The following is a 16,562-nucleotide window of genomic DNA, read 5'->3' on the forward strand; positions in this document are numbered from 1 at the left end:
CCGAGCGTGGCCAGCACGAACACGGCGAACATGGTGATCGCCGTCCAGTTGGTCGGCTGGCGCACGGTCTGGCCGATGTCGCCGCCGGCGGCCAGGGCGGCGCCGCTGGCTGCCATCAGCGCGAGCAGCGCGCCCGATCGCAGGAAGGAATGGCTCATCGGGTTTCCTCCACGATCTGCTGGGTCAGCTGGTCGAATTCCTTGTTGGCGCGGCGCACGTAGAAGCCGGTGATCAGGATGGTGAACACCATCAGGCCCAGCGCGATCGGGATGCCCACGGTGGTGATCTTGCCCGCGGCGATCGGCGTGGCCAGGAACGCCTTGTCGAAGGCGATCAGGCCGATGTAGCCGTAGTAGGCCAGCAGCATGAGCACGGTCAGGGTCCAGCCAAGCCGGTTGCGCATCTTGCGCAGGCGTTGGTAGAGCGGATTGGAGGCGATCCGCTCAACACGGGGATCGACGGAAGCATTCATCGGGATTCTCCAGACGTGGGAATACGAGCGCCCCGGCGCGGGGTACGCGCCTCGGCGGTGACATGAGTGCTCCCCGTGGGGGTAGGGAGATGGTACGGACTACATTCCTGCAGACGGTGCCGGCATGGCCTGCATGCCGGCACCGCGGGATCAGAAGCTGTACTTGGTGGTGAACTGCAGGCGGCTGATGTCGCCCTTCTGGCCGTTCTCGATCTCGCGCACGCCGTACATCAGCTCGGCGCCGATATCGACCTTGGGCATCGGGGTGTAGAACACGTTGCCGCGGATGGACTGCACGCTCTTGGTCACCAGGTTGCCGGTGATCGAGGCGTCGTTGTCGTAGTCGCTGCGCGCGTAGATCAGGTTGGTGCGCAGCTTGGGCGAGAACGCATGGCGCCAGCCCACGTAGGCGGCGACCACGCCGGTCGGGTCGATCTCGTCGCGGATCGCGTCGTAGCCGCTGTCGGCGGTGATGCCCAGGCCGATGTAGCGCGAGATGCCTTCGCCACCGGTGAGCTGGTAGTGCAGGCTGTCGCTGTCGCCCATCACCCACTTGCCGCCCAGCGTCACGCCACCGGCGACCTTGGTGGCATCGGCACCGGTGGCCTGGTTGTCGACCTTGAGCTGGCGCACCAGGCCAGCCACGCCGAACGTGCCCCAGTCACCCTTCCAGCCGTAGCGGGCGGTGAGGTCCGGCAGCGAACCACGGTCGGAGTTGACCACCGACGGTACGTTCCACTTGCCGGTACCCGGGTTGTAGGTGCCGGTGAGGGTGGTGGTCTCCGGGTTTTCCAGGGCCACGCTGAAGCCGCCGTTGGTATAGCGGACCTGGGCCTGGCGCACGAACACCACGCCGTCGGTCGGGCCGACGAAGTCCACCGCCTCGGGGATGGAGGCGGCATCCATGAAGTTGGACCAGGTCTGGCCGGCCAGCCAGTTGTTCCAGTACATGTAGGCATGGCGCAGGGTCACGCCGTAGGTGTTGGTCGCGGTCTGGTTGCCCAGCGAGTTGCCGAAGAAGTCCATCTCGACCATGGCACCGGCCTTGTCGCCGTTCTCGGCCACGTGGTCCACGCCCAGGTTGAAGCGCGAGAACTTGGCGTGCGCGTTGTAGTCCACGTCCGAGGCCCTGCCCGAGCCGCCGGCACCGTGCACCGGCGTCTGCCCCGGCAGGTACAGCGCGCGGCCGGTGGCGTCGTCGGCGAGCTGGCCGTCGCCGGTGCGCGTGGCCAGGAAGTCGGCCTTGATGAAGCCGCCGAACTTGAACGTGGTGCCCGGCGTCGCGCCCGGTGTGATGCTGGTGACCTGGATCGGCTGCTTGCCGGCCGGCACCGTCGCCGCCGGCCGTGCGGCCAGGTCGGCCTGCGCGGCACGCACCTGGCCGACGTCGGTCTGGGTCTGCGTGATCACGCCCTGCTGTTGCTGTTGGGTGGACACCAGCAACTGCACCTGCCGTTCCAGTTCGGCCACGCGCGCTTCGAGCGCTTTCTCCCTGGCCGTCTCGGCCCACGCCATGCCCGGCGCGACCAGCGCAACCAGCAGCGCGGCGGCGAGCGGACGGCGGGCCGTCTTCAACACGGATGTATTCATTTTCAGTCTCTCTCCCGACTGGCGTTTGCGGCCGCACCAGCTGCACGGTCGCGGCCAGCGTGCGGTCGGCCGGCACGGGGCGGCTATTCGCCATTAGTCGTAAGTCGGCGTGCATTCGACCATCGTCTAATCCGGGGGGCAGCGCGCGGGGGGGTGGATACGGCACACTTGGGTTGTCCGGCCCTGTCGCGCAGACAAGGCCTTTTCATTGGTTACAAGTGCAAAGGTGAGGGGTTGCCATGACTGATGTTTATCCCGTTGATGCCGGGTTCGCCGCGAAGGCACGGATCAACAAGACCACGTACCAGCAGCAGTACCGCGAATCGGTGGAAAACCCCGACGCGTTCTGGGCCAAGGCCGCCGAGCGGCTGGACTGGTACGTCAAGCCCAGCAGGATCCGCAACGTCAGCTACCAGCTCGACGATTTCCGCATCAAGTGGTTCGAGGACGGCGAGCTCAACGTCAGCGTGAACTGCCTGGACCGCCAGCTGGCCACGCGCGGTGACAAGACCGCCATCCTGTTCGAGGCCGACAGCCCGGACAGCCCGGCGCAGAAGGTCACCTACCGCGAGCTGTACGAGCGCGTCTGCCGCCTGGGCAATGCGCTGCGCAACCTCGGCGTCAAGAAGGGCGACCGCGTCACCATCTACCTGCCGATGATCGTCGACGCCGCAGTGGCGATGCTGGCCTGTGCCCGCGTCGGTGCGATCCACTCGGTGGTGTTCGGTGGCTTCGCCGCCAACTCCATCGCCGACCGCGTCGGCGACTGCGGCAGCAAGCTGATCATCACCGCCGACGAAGGCCTGCGCGGTGGCAAGAAGGTGCCGCTGAAGGCCAACGTCGACGCCGCGCTGAAGCTGCCGGGCACCAACACCGTGGAAACCGTGCTGGTGGTGCGCCACACCGGCGGCGCGGTGGACATGCAGGCCCCGCGCGACCGCTGGTTCCACGACGTGGTGGACACCCAGCCGGCCGAGTGCGAACCCGAGCGCATGAACGCCGAGGACCCGCTGTTCATCCTGTACACCTCCGGATCGACCGGCAAGCCCAAGGGCGTGCTGCACACCAGCGGCGGCTACCTGCTGTACGCGGCGTACACGCACGAGGCGGTGTTCGACCTGCGCGAGGACGACATCTACTGGTGCACCGCCGACGTGGGCTGGGTCACCGGCCACAGCTACATCGTCTACGGCCCGCTGGCCAACGGCGCCACCTCGGTGATGTTCGAGGGCGTGCCCAACTACCCCAACACCTCGCGTTTCTGGGAGGTGATCGACAAGCACCAGGTCACCATCTTCTACACCGCGCCCACCGCCATCCGCGCGTTGATGCGCGAGGGCGAGGCGCCGGTCAAGCGCACCTCGCGCACGAGCCTGCGCCTGCTCGGCAGCGTCGGCGAGCCGATCAACCCGGAAGCCTGGCGCTGGTACTACGACGTGGTCGGCGATGCGCGCTGCCCGATCGTGGACACCTGGTGGCAGACCGAGACCGGCGGCATCCTGATCTCGCCGCTGCCCGGTGCCATCGACCTGAAGCCGGGCTCGGCCACGCTGCCGTTCTTCGGCGTGCAGCCGGCCCTGGTCAGCGCCGACGGCGAACTGCTGGAAGGCGCGGCCGAGGGCAACCTGGTGATCCGCGACTCCTGGCCGGGCCAGATGCGCACCGTCTACGGCGACCACCAGCGTTTCATCGACACCTACTTCCGCACCTACCCGGGCAACTACTTCACCGGTGACGGTTGCCGCCGCGACGAGGACGGCTACTACTGGATCACCGGCCGCGTCGACGACGTGATCAACGTCTCCGGCCACCGCATCGGCACCGCCGAGGTGGAAAGCGCGCTGGTCTCGCACCCGAAGGTGGCCGAAGCGGCCGTGGTCGGCTTCCCGCACGACATCAAGGGCCAGGGCATCTACGCCTACGTCACCCTGGTGGCCGGCGAGCCGCAGACCGACGAGCTGCTCAAGGAGCTGGTGACCTGGGTGCGCAAGGAGATCGGCCCGATCGCCGCGCCGGACCACCTGCAGTGGGCCCCGGGCCTGCCCAAGACCCGCTCGGGCAAGATCATGCGCCGCATCCTGCGCAAGATCGCCGAGAACGCCCCGGACCAGTTGGGCGACACCTCCACGCTGGCCGACCCCTCGGTGGTCGCCTCGCTGGTGGAAGAGCGCAAGGTGCGGTAACCGCGGGTACGGGAAGCTGCGTGGCTTCACCTTCTCCCTCTGGGAGAAGGTGCCCCGAAGGGGCGGATGCGGGGAGGCGCGCAGCGCACAACGGGCTTGGCCTGTGTACCCTCTCCCCTACCCCTCTCCCGCAGGGAGAGGGGTTTCACTACTCCGCCAACTCCGATTTCCGCCATGCCTACCCTGCTGATCGCCGATGACCACCCGCTTTTCCGCGAAGCCCTGAAGGGCGCGGTGCAACGCGTCATCCCCGGTGTGCAGCTGCTGGAGGCGGACAGTGTCGAGGCCCTGTACACCCTGGCCGAGCAGCATCCCGACGCCGACCTGGTGTTGATGGACCTGAACATGCCCGGCGCGCAGGGTTTCAACGCACTGGTGCACCTGCGCTCGCTGCACCCGCAGCTGCCGGTGGTGGTGGTCTCCGCACGCGAGGAGCCCAAGGTGATGCGCCGCGCGCTCGACCACGGTGCCTGCGGCTTCATTCCCAAGTCTGCCGATTCGGACACCATCGGCCATGCCCTGGGCACCATCCTCGATGGCGAGCGCTGGGCCCCGGCCGAAGCGCACAACGTGCCACCCACCGACCATGAGGAATGCGAAGTTGGGCAGCGCCTGCGCGAGCTGACCCCGCAGCAGTTCCGCGTCCTGCAGATGCTCGGTGCCGGCCGCCTGAACAAGCAGATCGCCTATGACCTGGGCGTCTCCGAGGCCACCATCAAGGCCCATGTCACCGCCATCCTGCGCAAGCTTGGCGTAACCAACCGCACCCAGGCGGTGCTGATGGCCGGCAAGCTGGCCATCGATGACGACGCCATCGTCGTCCCGCCGGAAGAAGACTGAGCCGCAACGCCGGTTCGGGGGCATTGCTGCGTTTGTGATCTGCGGCAGGTGATGCTGGGTTTGGGTGTGGAGCAAGAGCAGGAGCGACCCCTCCCCGGCCCTCCCCGTGGCTGCGCCAAAGGGAGGGGGCGGTTCATGCGATCTGGCAGCGCGCAGCCAAGCCCGCTCTTGCCCCCTCCCTTTGGCGCAGCCACGGGGAGGGCTGGGGAGGGATGACGCTCGACTTCTCGACTGCTCACCGGCTCGCCCACTCAACCGCCCAACTCTTCACGCTGACCGTCGCAGCCCCCCGTTCCCCGCGACAGTCTTCGCAGCCTCCGCCTCGCCCGCCACCACGAAGCGCTCCGCCGCCGCGGCCAGTTCCTGCGCCTGCACGCGCATTTCCGCCGCTGCCTGCGAGGAAGCGCGTGCGACGTTGCCACTCTGTCGGGTGCCTTCGCCGATACGGCGCAGCAACCGTTCCACGTCATCGACCGCGCTCACCTGGCGCTCCGAGCCGGCGTCGATGCGCGCCATCGCCGTCACCACCTGCTGCACCCGGCCGCTGATGTCGTGCATCACTTCACCGCTGGTATCCACCAACCGCGCACCGGCCTCCACCTGCTGCAGCGACGCATCGACCAGCACCCGGATCTGCTGCGAGGCTTCGGCCGAGCGCTGCGCCAGCATCCGTACCTCACCGGCCACCACCGCGAAGCCGCGCCCGTGGCTGCCGGCACGCGCGGCCTCCACTGCGGCATTGAGCGCCAGCAGGTTGGTCTGGAACGACAGGCTGTCGACGGTGGCGACGATCTCGCGGATGTGCCGCGATGACGCGCGCAGCTGTTCCATGCCGCTGATCGCCGCGGCGGTGGCCTCGCTGCCACGCGTGGCGGCCTCGCTGGCCGCTTCGGATACCGCCGCGCTGTGCCGCGCACTGCCGGCATTCTCGCGGGCCTCGCTGGCCACCGAGCGTACCCGCGCCAGCGCGTCATGCACGTCACTGACCTGCTGCTCGACCCGCCCGGACAGGTCGGCGGTGCCGCTGGCCATGTCGTCCACCGCGTCCTGCACGCTGCCGGCCGAGTGCTGGATGCTGGCGACGATGCCGCCCACCTGCCGCATCGCCACTTCCAGCCCCTGCCGCAGCTGTGCGTAGATGCCGCGGCCGTCATCGCGCATGCGTGCACTCAGGTCGCCGCGGGCGAAATGGCCGATCACGCGGGTGGCGTCGCCCAGCTGGGCCTGCACGCTGTCGAGCAAGGCATTGATGCGCTCGCCGAGCTGGTGGACGAAACCCTGCTTGTCGTCCAGCACGATCCGTCCCTGCAGCTCACCGGCAGCGGCCGCTTCGACCACCGCCGCCACCTCGTTGACGATCACCCGCTCCAGCCGGCGGTCCTGCCATTCCATCACCAGCCCCAGCACGCGCGACTGCTCCAGCACCGGGCTGACCCGCAACAGGAAGCCGGTGTTGCCCAGCGCCACGTCGGCGTTGACGCTGATGCCCTCCTCCAGCGCCTGCCGGGCCAGCACCTCCACCTGCACGCCCAGTGCCTGCAGTTCGCACCCGGCCTCGACCACCCACCCGACGTCGGCCAGCGCGAACGAGTGCGCCAGCGCCGGATTGGCATAGACCACCCTGCCCTGCGCGTCGGTGACCAGTACCGCGGCGCTGGCCACGTCCAGGGCCTGGCGCACGCGCTGGTTGGCCTGCGCGGCCAGCCGCTCGCTGGCGATGCGTTCGCGCAGGCTGGACTGCATCTGCATCAGCGCGGTGGCCAGGCGTCCGATCTCATCGTGCGAATTGCGGACCACCAGCCGCCCGTCCAGATCATCGTCGGCAATGGCGCGGGCGAACGCGGCGGCATCGGCCAGCGGTCGCTCCACCGCGCGCAGCAGCAGCACCAGCAGGCTCACCAGCAGCAGGCCGACCACCAGCACGGTGGCGGCGAAGGCGGCGTCCATCCAGCGGCGTGCCGCGGCCTGCTCGTCGCGCTGCCGGGCCAGACTGCTGCGCTGCGCCTGCTGCAGGCCGGTGATCACCGGCATCACCTGTGCGGCGAGGTCGTCCATGGCCTGGGTTTCACTGTCCGCGCCATACCGCGCGGCGGCATAGGACAGGAATGCACCTTGATACCGCTGCATCGCCTCGCGCACCTGCCCGCGCACGTCCTCGGGCATGCGCGTGGACTGCAGCAACAGTTCGAACGGCATCACCTGCGCGCTGAGTTCATCGGCGTATTTCTGCTCGCGGCGCAGGATGAAATCCTTCTCGTAGCGGCGCATGGTCAGCATCGACACCTGCAACGCCGGTGCCTGGTAGTCGGCGATCAGGTTCTCCACCTCATGCACGGCACCGCGCAGCTCGCCCTGCATGCCGCTGTCGGCGTCGTGGCCGAGTTCGGTGATGCGTTCGTCCAGCGCCTGCCCGGATTCGACGTAGGCACGCAGCGGCTTGGCCAGCGCCTCGCTCCACCCCGGACCGCCCTTGGCCGGCACCAGCGCGGCCTGCAGGCGGTTGTTGGCAGCGACAAAGGCCTGGCCGGCGGCAGTGGAAAACGACATGGCATATTCGGCCTGCGCGCGTCGTGCCTCGGCAAACGCTGCGGCCAGCGCTTCCAGTTGCGCGGCATCCTGCTGGTAACGTTGCAGGCGCTGGTCGGCGTTGCGCATGCCGACGCTGAGCCAGGCGTAGGCCGAGCCGATCACGATCAGGCCGATCACCAGCGCCAACAGGCTCAGGCGCAGTTTCTGGGCGATACCGAGGGGGAACTTCATGGGCCGGTACTCCGGGCGTGGGGATGCCTCGGAATCGGCCGGCATACGGGTTTCTTGAGCACCCGATGGCGCGGGGCAACCGGGCCGGCGCGCGGCACAAGGCCGGGCGCCCATCAGGCCACGCGGCGGTTACAGGGGTATTGCAGTGGCCTGTTCGGCCTCGCCTCAGGGGCCCGGGCGGCGGCCATGCTAGAATCCGCGCTCCCTTGGGGAGTAGCCTGCTTCCAGCGTTGGAAGCGCTCACGTCAACATACTCGGCCAGTGCGCCGTGGCGTGGGCAGCCAGACCCGGTTGGCGAGACCAGCGGCACGCGTGCGCAACGAATGGTTGGGCGCGCCGTGTGCCGTTTGAGTCCGCCCGGCCCGGTACTGAAGATGTCCCCTCTTTCCATCCTGCTCGTTGGCTTTGCCATGTCCACCGATGCCTTCGCCGCTGCGGTCGGCAAGGGCGCGGCGATGAACAAACCCCGCCTTCCCGATGCGCTGCGCGCCGGCCTGATCTTCGGCGTGATCGAGGCAATCACCCCGATCATCGGCTGGCTGCTCGGCCGCGCCGCCTCGCAGTACGTGGAAGCATTCGATCACTGGATCGCATTCGTGCTGCTGGGTGCGCTTGGCATCCACATGATCGTCGCCGGCCTGAAGCCGGAGGAGGCCGAAGGCGAGGATTCCACGGAAAAATCACGCCACGGCTTCTGGGCGCTGGCGGTCACAGGCTTTGCCACCAGCATCGATGCGATGGCCATCGGCGTGGGCCTGGCCTTCCTGGACGTGCACATCGGCGTGGTCGCACTGGTGATCGGCCTGTGCACGATGACGATGGTCACCGCAGGCATCATGCTCGGCCGCGTGCTCGGCAACCTGGCCGGCAAGCGCGCGGAGATCGTGGGCGGCGTGATCCTGATCATCATCGGCTGCACGATCCTGTACGAGCACCTGACCGCGGTGGGTTGAGTCCGGTGCCGGTGCCGTGGCAGCAGCAACTGCAGGGCCCTGCCCTTGCCTGCGGCAAACGGAAGCAGCTGGAGCGGCATTGCCGTGGTCTGACCGATCGCATGAAACACCTCCTCCCTTTGCCACAGGCAAGGGGAGGGCCGGGGAGGGATTGCTGCTCGCCGCCACGCGCCGGCACCGAGCACGGCACGGCACGGCGCATTCCCCGCTTCGCGGCCGAGGCCGGTGCTACGGCTGCTGGCGCTGGCGCGGGGCGTTCATCGCCATCAGGAAGGCGCGCAGCGAGGCCGGCTTCACCGGCTTGGTCAGCACGCGGTAGCCACGCTCGCGCGCCAGCCGCTTGAGCTCGTCGCGGCCGTCGGCGGTGAGCAGTGCGCCATGCAACGGCCGGCCGGCGGCCTCGCGCAGCGCAACCAGTGCATCCAGGCCGTCCATGCGGTCGTGCAGGTGGTAGTCCACCAGCATCACGTCCGGCCGTTCGGCCAGCTTTTCCAGCGCCATGTCCACCGTGCTGGCGGCGATCACCTCGACCTTCCAGCGCCCCAGCAGGGCGCGCATGCCGTCGAGGATTTCCTGATCGTTGTCCACGCACAGCACGCGCAGGCCGGCCAATGAATCATCCCCGCCGAACGCCGTGGCCTGGCGCGCCTCCACCAGCGGTGCGGCGGGAGCTGCCACGCGCGGCAAGGTGATCGAGAACATGCTGCCGTGGCCGGGCTGGCTGCGGGCATTCAGGCCATGGTCGAGCAGGCGCGAGATGCGCTGGCAGATCGACAGGCCCAGCCCCAGCCCCTGCTCGCCCCAGTCGAACGGCTGCTGGTAGCGGTGGAACTCGTTGAAGATCTGCTGCATGTGGTGCTCGGGAATGCCCGGGCCGGTATCCCACACCTGCAGCTCGACCTGTTCGCCGCGCACGCGCAGGCCCAGCACGATGCGGCCGGTACGCGTGTAGCGCAGCGCGTTGGCCATGAAGTTCTGCAGCACGCGGCGCAGCAGCCGGCGATCACTGCGCACCCACGCCGCGCGCGCGAACACATGCAGGCGCAGGCCGCGGCCGGCCGCGACCGGCGTGTACTGCGCGGCCAGCTCGCGCACCAGCACGCTGGCGTCGAACTCGGTGATGGTCGGGCGCAGCCCGCCGGCATCCAGCCGCGAGACATCGAGCAGGCCGTCAAGCAGCTCCTCGGCGGCGCGCAGCGAAGCATCCACGCGTTCGGCCAGGTGCCGTTGCTCGTCGGTCTCGGGCAGGCTGTCGCGCAGCGCCGAGGCGAACAGCCGCGCGGCGTTGAGCGGTTGCAGCACGTCATGGCTGATCGCGGCCAGGAAGCGGGTCTTGGACTGCTGCGCGGCCTCGGCTTCCTGCGAGCGCTCGGCCACGCGCTGTTCCAGCGTTTCGTTGGCTTCCAGCAGCGCCTGCTCGGCCTGCTTGAAGTCGGTGATGTCGTTGTAGCTGGTGACGTAGCCGCCACCGGGCAGGGCCTGGCCACGCAGCTCGATCACCTTGCCATCGGCGCCGGTGCGCTCGAACACATGCGGCGAACCGGCGCGCATGTAACCGATGCGGCGGTTGATCTGGATCTCGATGTCGCCCTCGCCCAGCTCGCCGCGCTCGGCGTTGTAGCGGATCAGGTCGGCCACCGGGCGGCCCACGTAGAGCATGCCGTCGGGGTAGCCGAACATCTGCTGGTAGCGGCGGTTCCACGCGGTCAGGCGCATCTCCGGGTCGACCACGCTGACCCCGGCGCTGATGTTCTCCAGCGTGGTGGACAGGATCTCGCGGTTGAAGCGCAGCTCCTGCCCGGCTTCGTCGAGCACGGCCACCACTTCGCCCAGGTCCATGCCCGAGCCACGCAGCAGGCTGGTCAGCAGCAGGCGCGCCGACGCCGCACCGATGGACGCGGCCAGCAGGCGTTCGGTGAACTGCACCCAGATCCGGTCGGCGGCCGCGGACGGCAGCAGTTCGCGCTGCAACACGATCGCCTGCTCGTTGAAGGCGCGCCGGGCGCGTGCATCACCGATCACGCGCGTGGCCAGCGCCAGCAGGTCGCGCACCTTGACGTGCGCCGGCCAATCGCCGGAGACCACCGGGCGCTTGGCGTAAGGATCCAGGAACGGCGCCGCGCGCAGGCGCTCGGCCACGTCCGGGCGCCAGCGCACCGAGATCAGCAGCATGACGCCGGTGTTGAGCAGCAGCGACCAGAAGGTGCCGTGGGTGAGCGGATCCCAGCCCTCCAGCCCGAACAGCTGCTGCGGGCGCAGCCAGCCGATGCCGAACGGGCCACGCTGCAACAGCGAATCGTCCAGCCAGCCGCCGTGGCTCAATGCCGGCACCAGCAGCGTGTACACCCACACCGCGAAGCCGACCACCATGCCGATCTCCACGCCGCGCCGGCTGGCGCCGCGCCAGTACAGGCCACCGATCAGGCCCGGCGCGAACTGCGCCACCGCGGCGAACGCCATCAGCCCGTAGGTGGCCAGCATGGTGTCGTTGTTGCTGACGCGGTAGTAGCCGTAGGCGACCAGCGCCAGCAACACGATCGCCAGGCGGCGGATCCACAGCACGCTGGAGGCCACGTCGGCAGCCTCGCGATGGTCGCCGCTGCGGCGCAACAGCACCGGCATCACCAGGTCGTTGCTGATCATCGTGGCCAGGGCGATCGAGGAGACGATCACCATGCCGGTCGCCGCCGAGAAGCCGCCCACGTAGGCGACCAGCGCCAGCGCCACGCTGCCCTCGGACATCGGCAGGGCCAGCACCAGGGTGTCGTCGGAGGCCAGCCCGGTGCCGAACAGCGTCGCCCCGGCGCTGGCGATGGGGATGATCATCAGCGAGATCAGCACCAGGTAGCCACCGAACATCCAGCGCGCACGGCGCACGTCGGCGGCGCTGCCGCATTCCACCACCGCCACGTGGAACTGGCGCGGCAGGCAGATCAGCGCCAGGAAGCTGAGCAGGGTCTGCGAGACGAAGCCCACCGGCGGCATGCCTTCGAACAGCGTGCGCGCGGACTGCACCACCGACTCGCCGCGGTCGGCGATCAGCAGGTAGGCGAACAGGCCCACCGAGATCATCGCCACCAGCTTGATCATCGATTCCAACGCGATGGCCAGCATCATGCCGTGGTGGTGCTCGGTGGCATCGACCTGGCGGGTACCGAACAGGATGGCGAACAGCGCCATCAGCAGCGCCACGTACAGCGCCGGGTCGGTCAACAGGCTGCCGCCGCTGCTGTCGCCGCTGAGTACCTGCAGGCTCATCGCCACGGCCTTGTACTGCAACGCCAGGTACGGCACCACGCCGATCAGGGCGATCAATGCCACCAGCGCCGCCAGCCGCCGCGAGCGGCCGAAGCGCGAGGAGATGAAGTCGGCGATGGAGACCACGTTCTCGCTGCGCGCGATCAGCGCCAGCCGCTCGATGATGCGCCAGCCGAAGGCCAGCATCAGCAACGGGCCAAGATAAATGGGCAGGTAGCCGATGCCGTAGCGCACCGCCGTGCCGACGCCGCCGTAGAAGGTCCACGAGGAGCAGTACACCGCCAGCGCCAGGCTGTAGACCACCGGGCGCAGCCACAGGCGGTCCGGGTACAGCGGGCGGCGGTCGCCCCACCAGGCCACGCCGAACAGCAGCGCGGCGTAGCCAAGCGATACCAGGAGCAGGATCCAGCTGGAGACCAAGGGCGTACCCGTTTGGAGAAGCCGGTCGAGTTTAGCGATTTCCGTGGGGGGTGGCTTTTTCAGGTCATGCCGGAAGGGTTGCTGCGGGGGTGGAGGCTACCCCTCCCCAGCCCTCCCCTTGCCTGCGGCAAAGGGAGGGAGCAACAGCGGTGCTGCGACGACCTGACCGTTCACGGGAGCCACCCCTTCCCTTGCGCAGCAGGGGAGGGCTGGGGAGGGGTGCCGTCGTTCTGCCCGGCCCTGCCCCGTCCAATGCCGCAGCCGGCCAGGCACCTCGTCCAGAAAGCAGAACGCCCCGGCATGGCCGGGGCGTTCCACGTCACCTCGTCCGCGCGGGCGCTTACCGGCCCAGCTCGAAGCGTACTTCCACGCGGCGGTTGGGCAGCAGGCATTCCAGCAGCGCAGCGCGCGGCTTGACGCCGTCGCACTGCTGCACCTGCTGGGTATCACCGCGGTACTCGTAGCGGATCTTGTCGGCGGCCACGCCACGACCGATCAGCAGCTCGCGCACGGTCTTGGCGCGACGCTCGGACAATGCCTGGTTGTAGTCGAAGCCGTTGCCCTGCATGCGGTCGGCATGCCCGACCAGGGTGACGCCGGCCAGCTCGCGCTGCTCGCTGCTGATCGTGGCCAGTGCACGGTCCACGCTTTCCAGCGAGTAGGTGCGGATGTCCTTGTAGCCGTCGCGGTCGAACTCGAACAGCACGTTGGCGATCAGCGGGCCCGGCGCCGGGGCCGGCGCAACCGGGCCGGTCGGGTCGGCGACGCCACACAGGCGCGCGGCGGTCTCCGCCTCGTTGACCAGGTCCTCGGCGATCTGGATGTACGGCTTGGAATGACGCCACTGCTGCTGGTTGAACTCGTTGCCGGCGTGCACCAGCTCCACTTCACCGCAGGCCACCTTCTGCGCCGCACAGGCGAAGCCCGGGGTGCCGTGGATGACCTTCAGGCGCTGCCACAGGTCGGCACGCAGGTACTTGGCGTTGTTGACCAGCGCGGTGTCGGTGGGGATCGGCGAGACACCGTTCTCCATGTCCACGATCAGCTTCTCCGACTCGGTCAGCGCTTCCTGCGGGAAGGCGCTGCGGTCGTTGCGGGTGTACTCGTGGAAGGACACGTCCAGCCAGCACTGCGCCTTGGACAGGTGGTAGTCGCGGATCGGGCGACCGCCATCGTTGAGCGCCTGGATGCGGCCCTGGGTGGCCTCGTAGGACTCCAGGTCGGCATGGATGGCCTCGTCGGTGATGCGCTTGGCCTGCGGGTTGAGCTGGGTCTGCTGCGCGGTGGCCACGCCACTGACAGCAGTCAGGACAGCGGCGGCCAGCAGGGTGCGGAACGAGCGGGTTTTCATAGGCGAAAGGGTCATGGTGTCATCCTCAGCGGGCCGGATCGCGGTAACGAACCGGGTCCCGACGGAAAAGATCTTCATCGAACTTGAAGCGCAGGCGCAGGAACGCACCCTGCTGCGTGTACTCGTAACCGTTGAGGTCGCTGTCGCCTTCGAAGCCGGTCCAGTTGTAACCGGCCGACAACCACAGGTTCTGGCGCAACAGGCGGCCCACTTCCAGACCGTAGGCGTACTGGTTGGCACCGTACTGGCCACGGAAGGTGGAACCCAGCACGCCGATGTCCCAGTTCTCGGTGATGTCGTAGACCACGCGGCCGGACACCAGCACGGCATTGAAGCTGCTGTTGACGCGGCCACCGTCGCTGTAGGCGAACTGGTCGCGCTGCCACTTGCCGGCGATGCGGCCGGTCAGCCACCACGGACGCGACGGGTGCCAGTCGGCATGCGCCGAGACGATATGCGCGCGGGTGCGCACGTCCTGGCTGGTGCCATCCACCACCTCACCGTCGAGCAGGGTCAGGCCGCTCTCGTCGCGCTCGAGCTTGTACTCATAGCGCATCAGCGCGTTGACCCGGTTGCGGTCGGTGTCGCGGTAGGCCAGGCCAAGCTGGAAGCGATCCTGCAGCACGTCACCACGGTCTTCGTAGTTGGTGGCCAGCAGGTAGTTGCGACCCAGCAGCGTCCAGTCGCGGCTCAACTTGCGCGCCACCATGAACTGCAGCAGCGTGGTGTTGAAGGCCTCGTTGGCAGTGGTGCCCGGCACGTCCTCGGAGATGCGGTGTTCACCACGGATGGCGCCGCGCCACAGCGGATTGGCGGTGTAGTCCAACGCCAGTGCCAGACCGGTGCTGTCGCCGGTGTCACCGGCTACCACGTTCACCCGTTCGATCGAGCTGCTCAGGCGCAGGCCCTGGGCGATGTCCCAGTTGTTGCGGATGCCCGAGGCCGCCTGCACGTCACGGCCGCTGATCGAGTCACGCATGCGGTACTCGGAGAAGGCCTGCGTGTCGCGGATGTAACTGCTGTCGATACCGAACACCAGCGCATCGGCCTCGCGGTCGGTGGTGGTGATGCCATAGGCGCTGGTCAGGCCGGTCTGCTTTTCGTAGCGACCGTACAGGCGGCTGCGCTCGAACACCTGGTAATCCACGCCCGCGGCAACGCGGTTGCGGTCTTCACCGCTGACGCTCTGTTCGTACTCGGCGCCGCCGCTGAACTTGTCGCTGAAACGGTAACCCAGGCCGATGCGTGCGCTGTCCGATTCCAGCTTGGTGCCCACCGGCAGGTCGCTGGTGATCGGGCTGCCGCTCGAGGATCCATTGATGACCATCAAACCGGTGGCCGGGTCCAGTGCCTGCTGGCCGTAGCCCAGCGCACCGCCGCCACCGCCCGTGGCGAAGCCACCGGTCAGTCCACCGGTCTGCCCGAACGGCGCACCGGACGACCACGGCGAGGTGACGCCGATGGTCTCGCGGATGCTGCGCAGGCCAAAGTCCACGGTCAGACGCTCGGTGGCACCGATGCGCACGCCCGCGCCGCCGGCGTCACGCTTGCCGCCATCCGGATTGCGGTCTTCGCTGCGCAGCCCTTCGACGTACAGCTCCAGGCGCGGGCCCACGGCGTAGGCCATGCGGGCGCTGTACTCGCCACGGCCGCCGTACAACGGCGAGGCGGCGTTGTTGAACTCCGGATCGGTGCGTGCGGCGAACAGGCGGGCGTCGAACTTGCCGCCGTCATGGGCGAATTCCACGCGCCATGCATCGCCTTCCACCTCGCCCACCACGTCCCTCAACCCCTGCGAGGTGACCTGGTTGAGCGAGTTGGTGTTGACCTCGCTGCGGGTGCGGGCGAACTCGGCGACCAGCATCGTGTTTTCACCGAAGCGGTAACCGGCGTTGACGCTGCCCATCTTGAACTCGGCGTACGGGTTGCGGTCTTCCACCGCCGAGGCGCCCACTTCGAGCTTGTCGGTCAGCTTGAACTGGCCATCGGCGCCCACCACCCAGAACTTCTCGGTCTGCTGGTCCAGTTCATAGGTGATGCGCAGCGACACCGGGTTGAGGTCGCTGTCGAACGAGGGCAGGAACTGGTTGAGCAGGATGCGGCCGGAGAACGGCTCGAAGCTGTAGTCCACCAGCCGCGCCAGCGGCTTCACCGAAACGATGCGCGTGGGCTGGTTGCGGTCGCGCACGATCATCTCCACGCGCTCGCTGCCTTCCAGCACGGCGTTGTTGCGCAGCGCGTAAGGGCCGCTGCCCTGGCTGCGGAACTCTTCGATGATCTGCCGCAGCGAGTCTTCGATGGCGAACACGTTGGTACGCACGCGCTCGCTTTCGAAATGCCAGCCCAGGCCGGTGGCGGTACGGTTGTATGTGCTCAGGCTGCGCTGCGGGATCGGGCCGCTGCCACCGATGCCACTGGTGGTGGCCAGCGTGTCGCCGGTCTGGAAATCGCCGTACAGCAGGTAGCTGCGCTTGTTGTCGATGCGCACGTACAGGCGTTCGGCCGAACGTGCATCGAAGCCGCGCAGCGACGAGTCGCCGTACACCGGGTAGAACTCTTCCGGCTGGATGTCACGCAGCAGGCGGCCCCGCACATCCTTGTCCGAATCGTAGGCGGCGGTGAGCAGGTACTCGCCCTTGATCTGGCCCTTGACGAAGAACGCGGTGCGCGCGGCGGCATTGGCCTTGCCGTTGTTGAACGTCTTCTCCCAGCGACGGATGTCACGGTCGAAGGCG

At 68.3% G+C, this 16,562-nt stretch carries 10 protein-coding genes and 1 riboswitch; of the genes, 3 read left to right on the forward strand and 7 right to left on the reverse strand.

The features are described from left to right. From VA603_RS11280 to VA603_RS11290, 3 genes are all read right to left on the reverse strand, one after another. Positions 1–116, reverse strand: a 116-nt coding sequence (locus VA603_RS11280; RefSeq protein ID WP_425603694.1) for a hypothetical protein, incomplete at its 3' end; no start/stop codon positions are given. A 38-nt stretch (positions 117–154) separates the two neighbouring features. After that, a complete protein-coding gene (locus VA603_RS11285; RefSeq protein WP_132863956.1) occupies positions 155–472 on the reverse strand; it encodes a DUF485 domain-containing protein in 318 nt (105 codons plus the stop codon). 150 nt (positions 473–622) lie between these two features. Beyond that, a complete protein-coding gene (locus VA603_RS11290; protein WP_132863958.1) occupies positions 623–2,062 on the reverse strand; it encodes a DcaP family trimeric outer membrane transporter in 1,440 nt (479 codons plus the stop codon). A gap of 239 nt (positions 2,063–2,301) precedes the next feature. On the opposite strand from VA603_RS11290, the gene acs reads away from it, so the two are divergent. After that, on the forward strand, positions 2,302–4,245 hold the full coding sequence (gene acs, locus VA603_RS11295; protein ID WP_132863959.1) for an acetate--CoA ligase: 1,944 nt from the start codon (positions 2,302–2,304) through the stop codon (positions 4,243–4,245). A gap of 174 nt (positions 4,246–4,419) precedes the next feature. Then, positions 4,420–5,085, forward strand: a complete 666-nt coding sequence (locus VA603_RS11300; protein ID WP_132863961.1) for a response regulator transcription factor — start codon at positions 4,420–4,422, stop codon at positions 5,083–5,085. Between the two features lie 267 nt (positions 5,086–5,352). Here VA603_RS11300 and VA603_RS11305 read toward each other — a convergent pair whose 3' ends face one another. Further along, positions 5,353–7,845: a methyl-accepting chemotaxis protein gene (locus VA603_RS11305; RefSeq protein ID WP_323438894.1), complete on the reverse strand. Its 2,493-nt coding sequence runs from the start codon at positions 7,843–7,845 to the stop codon at positions 5,353–5,355. Between the two features lie 206 nt (positions 7,846–8,051). After that, positions 8,052–8,212: riboswitch (yybP-ykoY riboswitch) on the forward strand. Between the two features lie 7 nt (positions 8,213–8,219). Between VA603_RS11305 and VA603_RS11310 the strand changes: the two genes are divergently transcribed. Then, complete coding sequence (locus tag VA603_RS11310) at positions 8,220–8,798, forward strand: manganese efflux pump MntP (protein ID WP_323438895.1); 579 nt, start codon at positions 8,220–8,222, stop codon at positions 8,796–8,798. Positions 8,799–9,026: 228 nt separating this feature from the next. Here VA603_RS11310 and VA603_RS11315 read toward each other — a convergent pair whose 3' ends face one another. The 3 genes from VA603_RS11315 to VA603_RS11325 form a co-directional block, all read right to left on the reverse strand. Beyond that, complete coding sequence (locus VA603_RS11315) at positions 9,027–12,476, reverse strand: hybrid sensor histidine kinase/response regulator (protein WP_132863965.1); 3,450 nt, start codon at positions 12,474–12,476, stop codon at positions 9,027–9,029. Positions 12,477–12,816: 340 nt separating this feature from the next. Continuing rightward, positions 12,817–13,842 carry an OmpA family protein gene (locus VA603_RS11320; RefSeq protein WP_323438896.1) on the reverse strand — a complete coding sequence of 342 codons (1,026 nt, stop codon included), beginning with the start codon at positions 13,840–13,842 and terminating at the stop codon, positions 12,817–12,819. A gap of 10 nt (positions 13,843–13,852) precedes the next feature. After that, positions 13,853–16,562, reverse strand: a 2,710-nt coding sequence (locus VA603_RS11325) for a hypothetical protein (protein WP_323438897.1), incomplete at its 5' end; no start/stop codon positions are given.

This window comes from Stenotrophomonas capsici (genome assembly GCF_034961085.1).
In the GTDB taxonomy this organism is placed as follows: domain Bacteria; phylum Pseudomonadota; class Gammaproteobacteria; order Xanthomonadales; family Xanthomonadaceae; genus Stenotrophomonas; species Stenotrophomonas capsici.

Bases quoted from the DNA above. Each gene is read 5' to 3' on its own strand.
- VA603_RS11300 (WP_132863961.1), top strand. From the start codon at position 4,420: ATGCCTACCCTGCTGATCGCCGATGACCACCCGCTTTTCCGCGAAGCC.
- VA603_RS11305 (WP_323438894.1), bottom strand. From the start codon at position 7,845: ATGAAGTTCCCCCTCGGTATCGCCCAGAAACTGCGCCTGAGCCTGTTG.
- VA603_RS11310 (WP_323438895.1), top strand. From the start codon at position 8,220: ATGTCCCCTCTTTCCATCCTGCTCGTTGGCTTTGCCATGTCCACCGAT.
- VA603_RS11320 (WP_323438896.1), bottom strand. From the start codon at position 13,842: ATGACCCTTTCGCCTATGAAAACCCGCTCGTTCCGCACCCTGCTGGCC.
- acs (WP_132863959.1), top strand. From the start codon at position 2,302: ATGACTGATGTTTATCCCGTTGATGCCGGGTTCGCCGCGAAGGCACGG.
- VA603_RS11285 (WP_132863956.1), bottom strand. From the start codon at position 472: ATGAATGCTTCCGTCGATCCCCGTGTTGAGCGGATCGCCTCCAATCCG.
- VA603_RS11290 (WP_132863958.1), bottom strand. From the start codon at position 2,062: ATGAATACATCCGTGTTGAAGACGGCCCGCCGTCCGCTCGCCGCCGCG.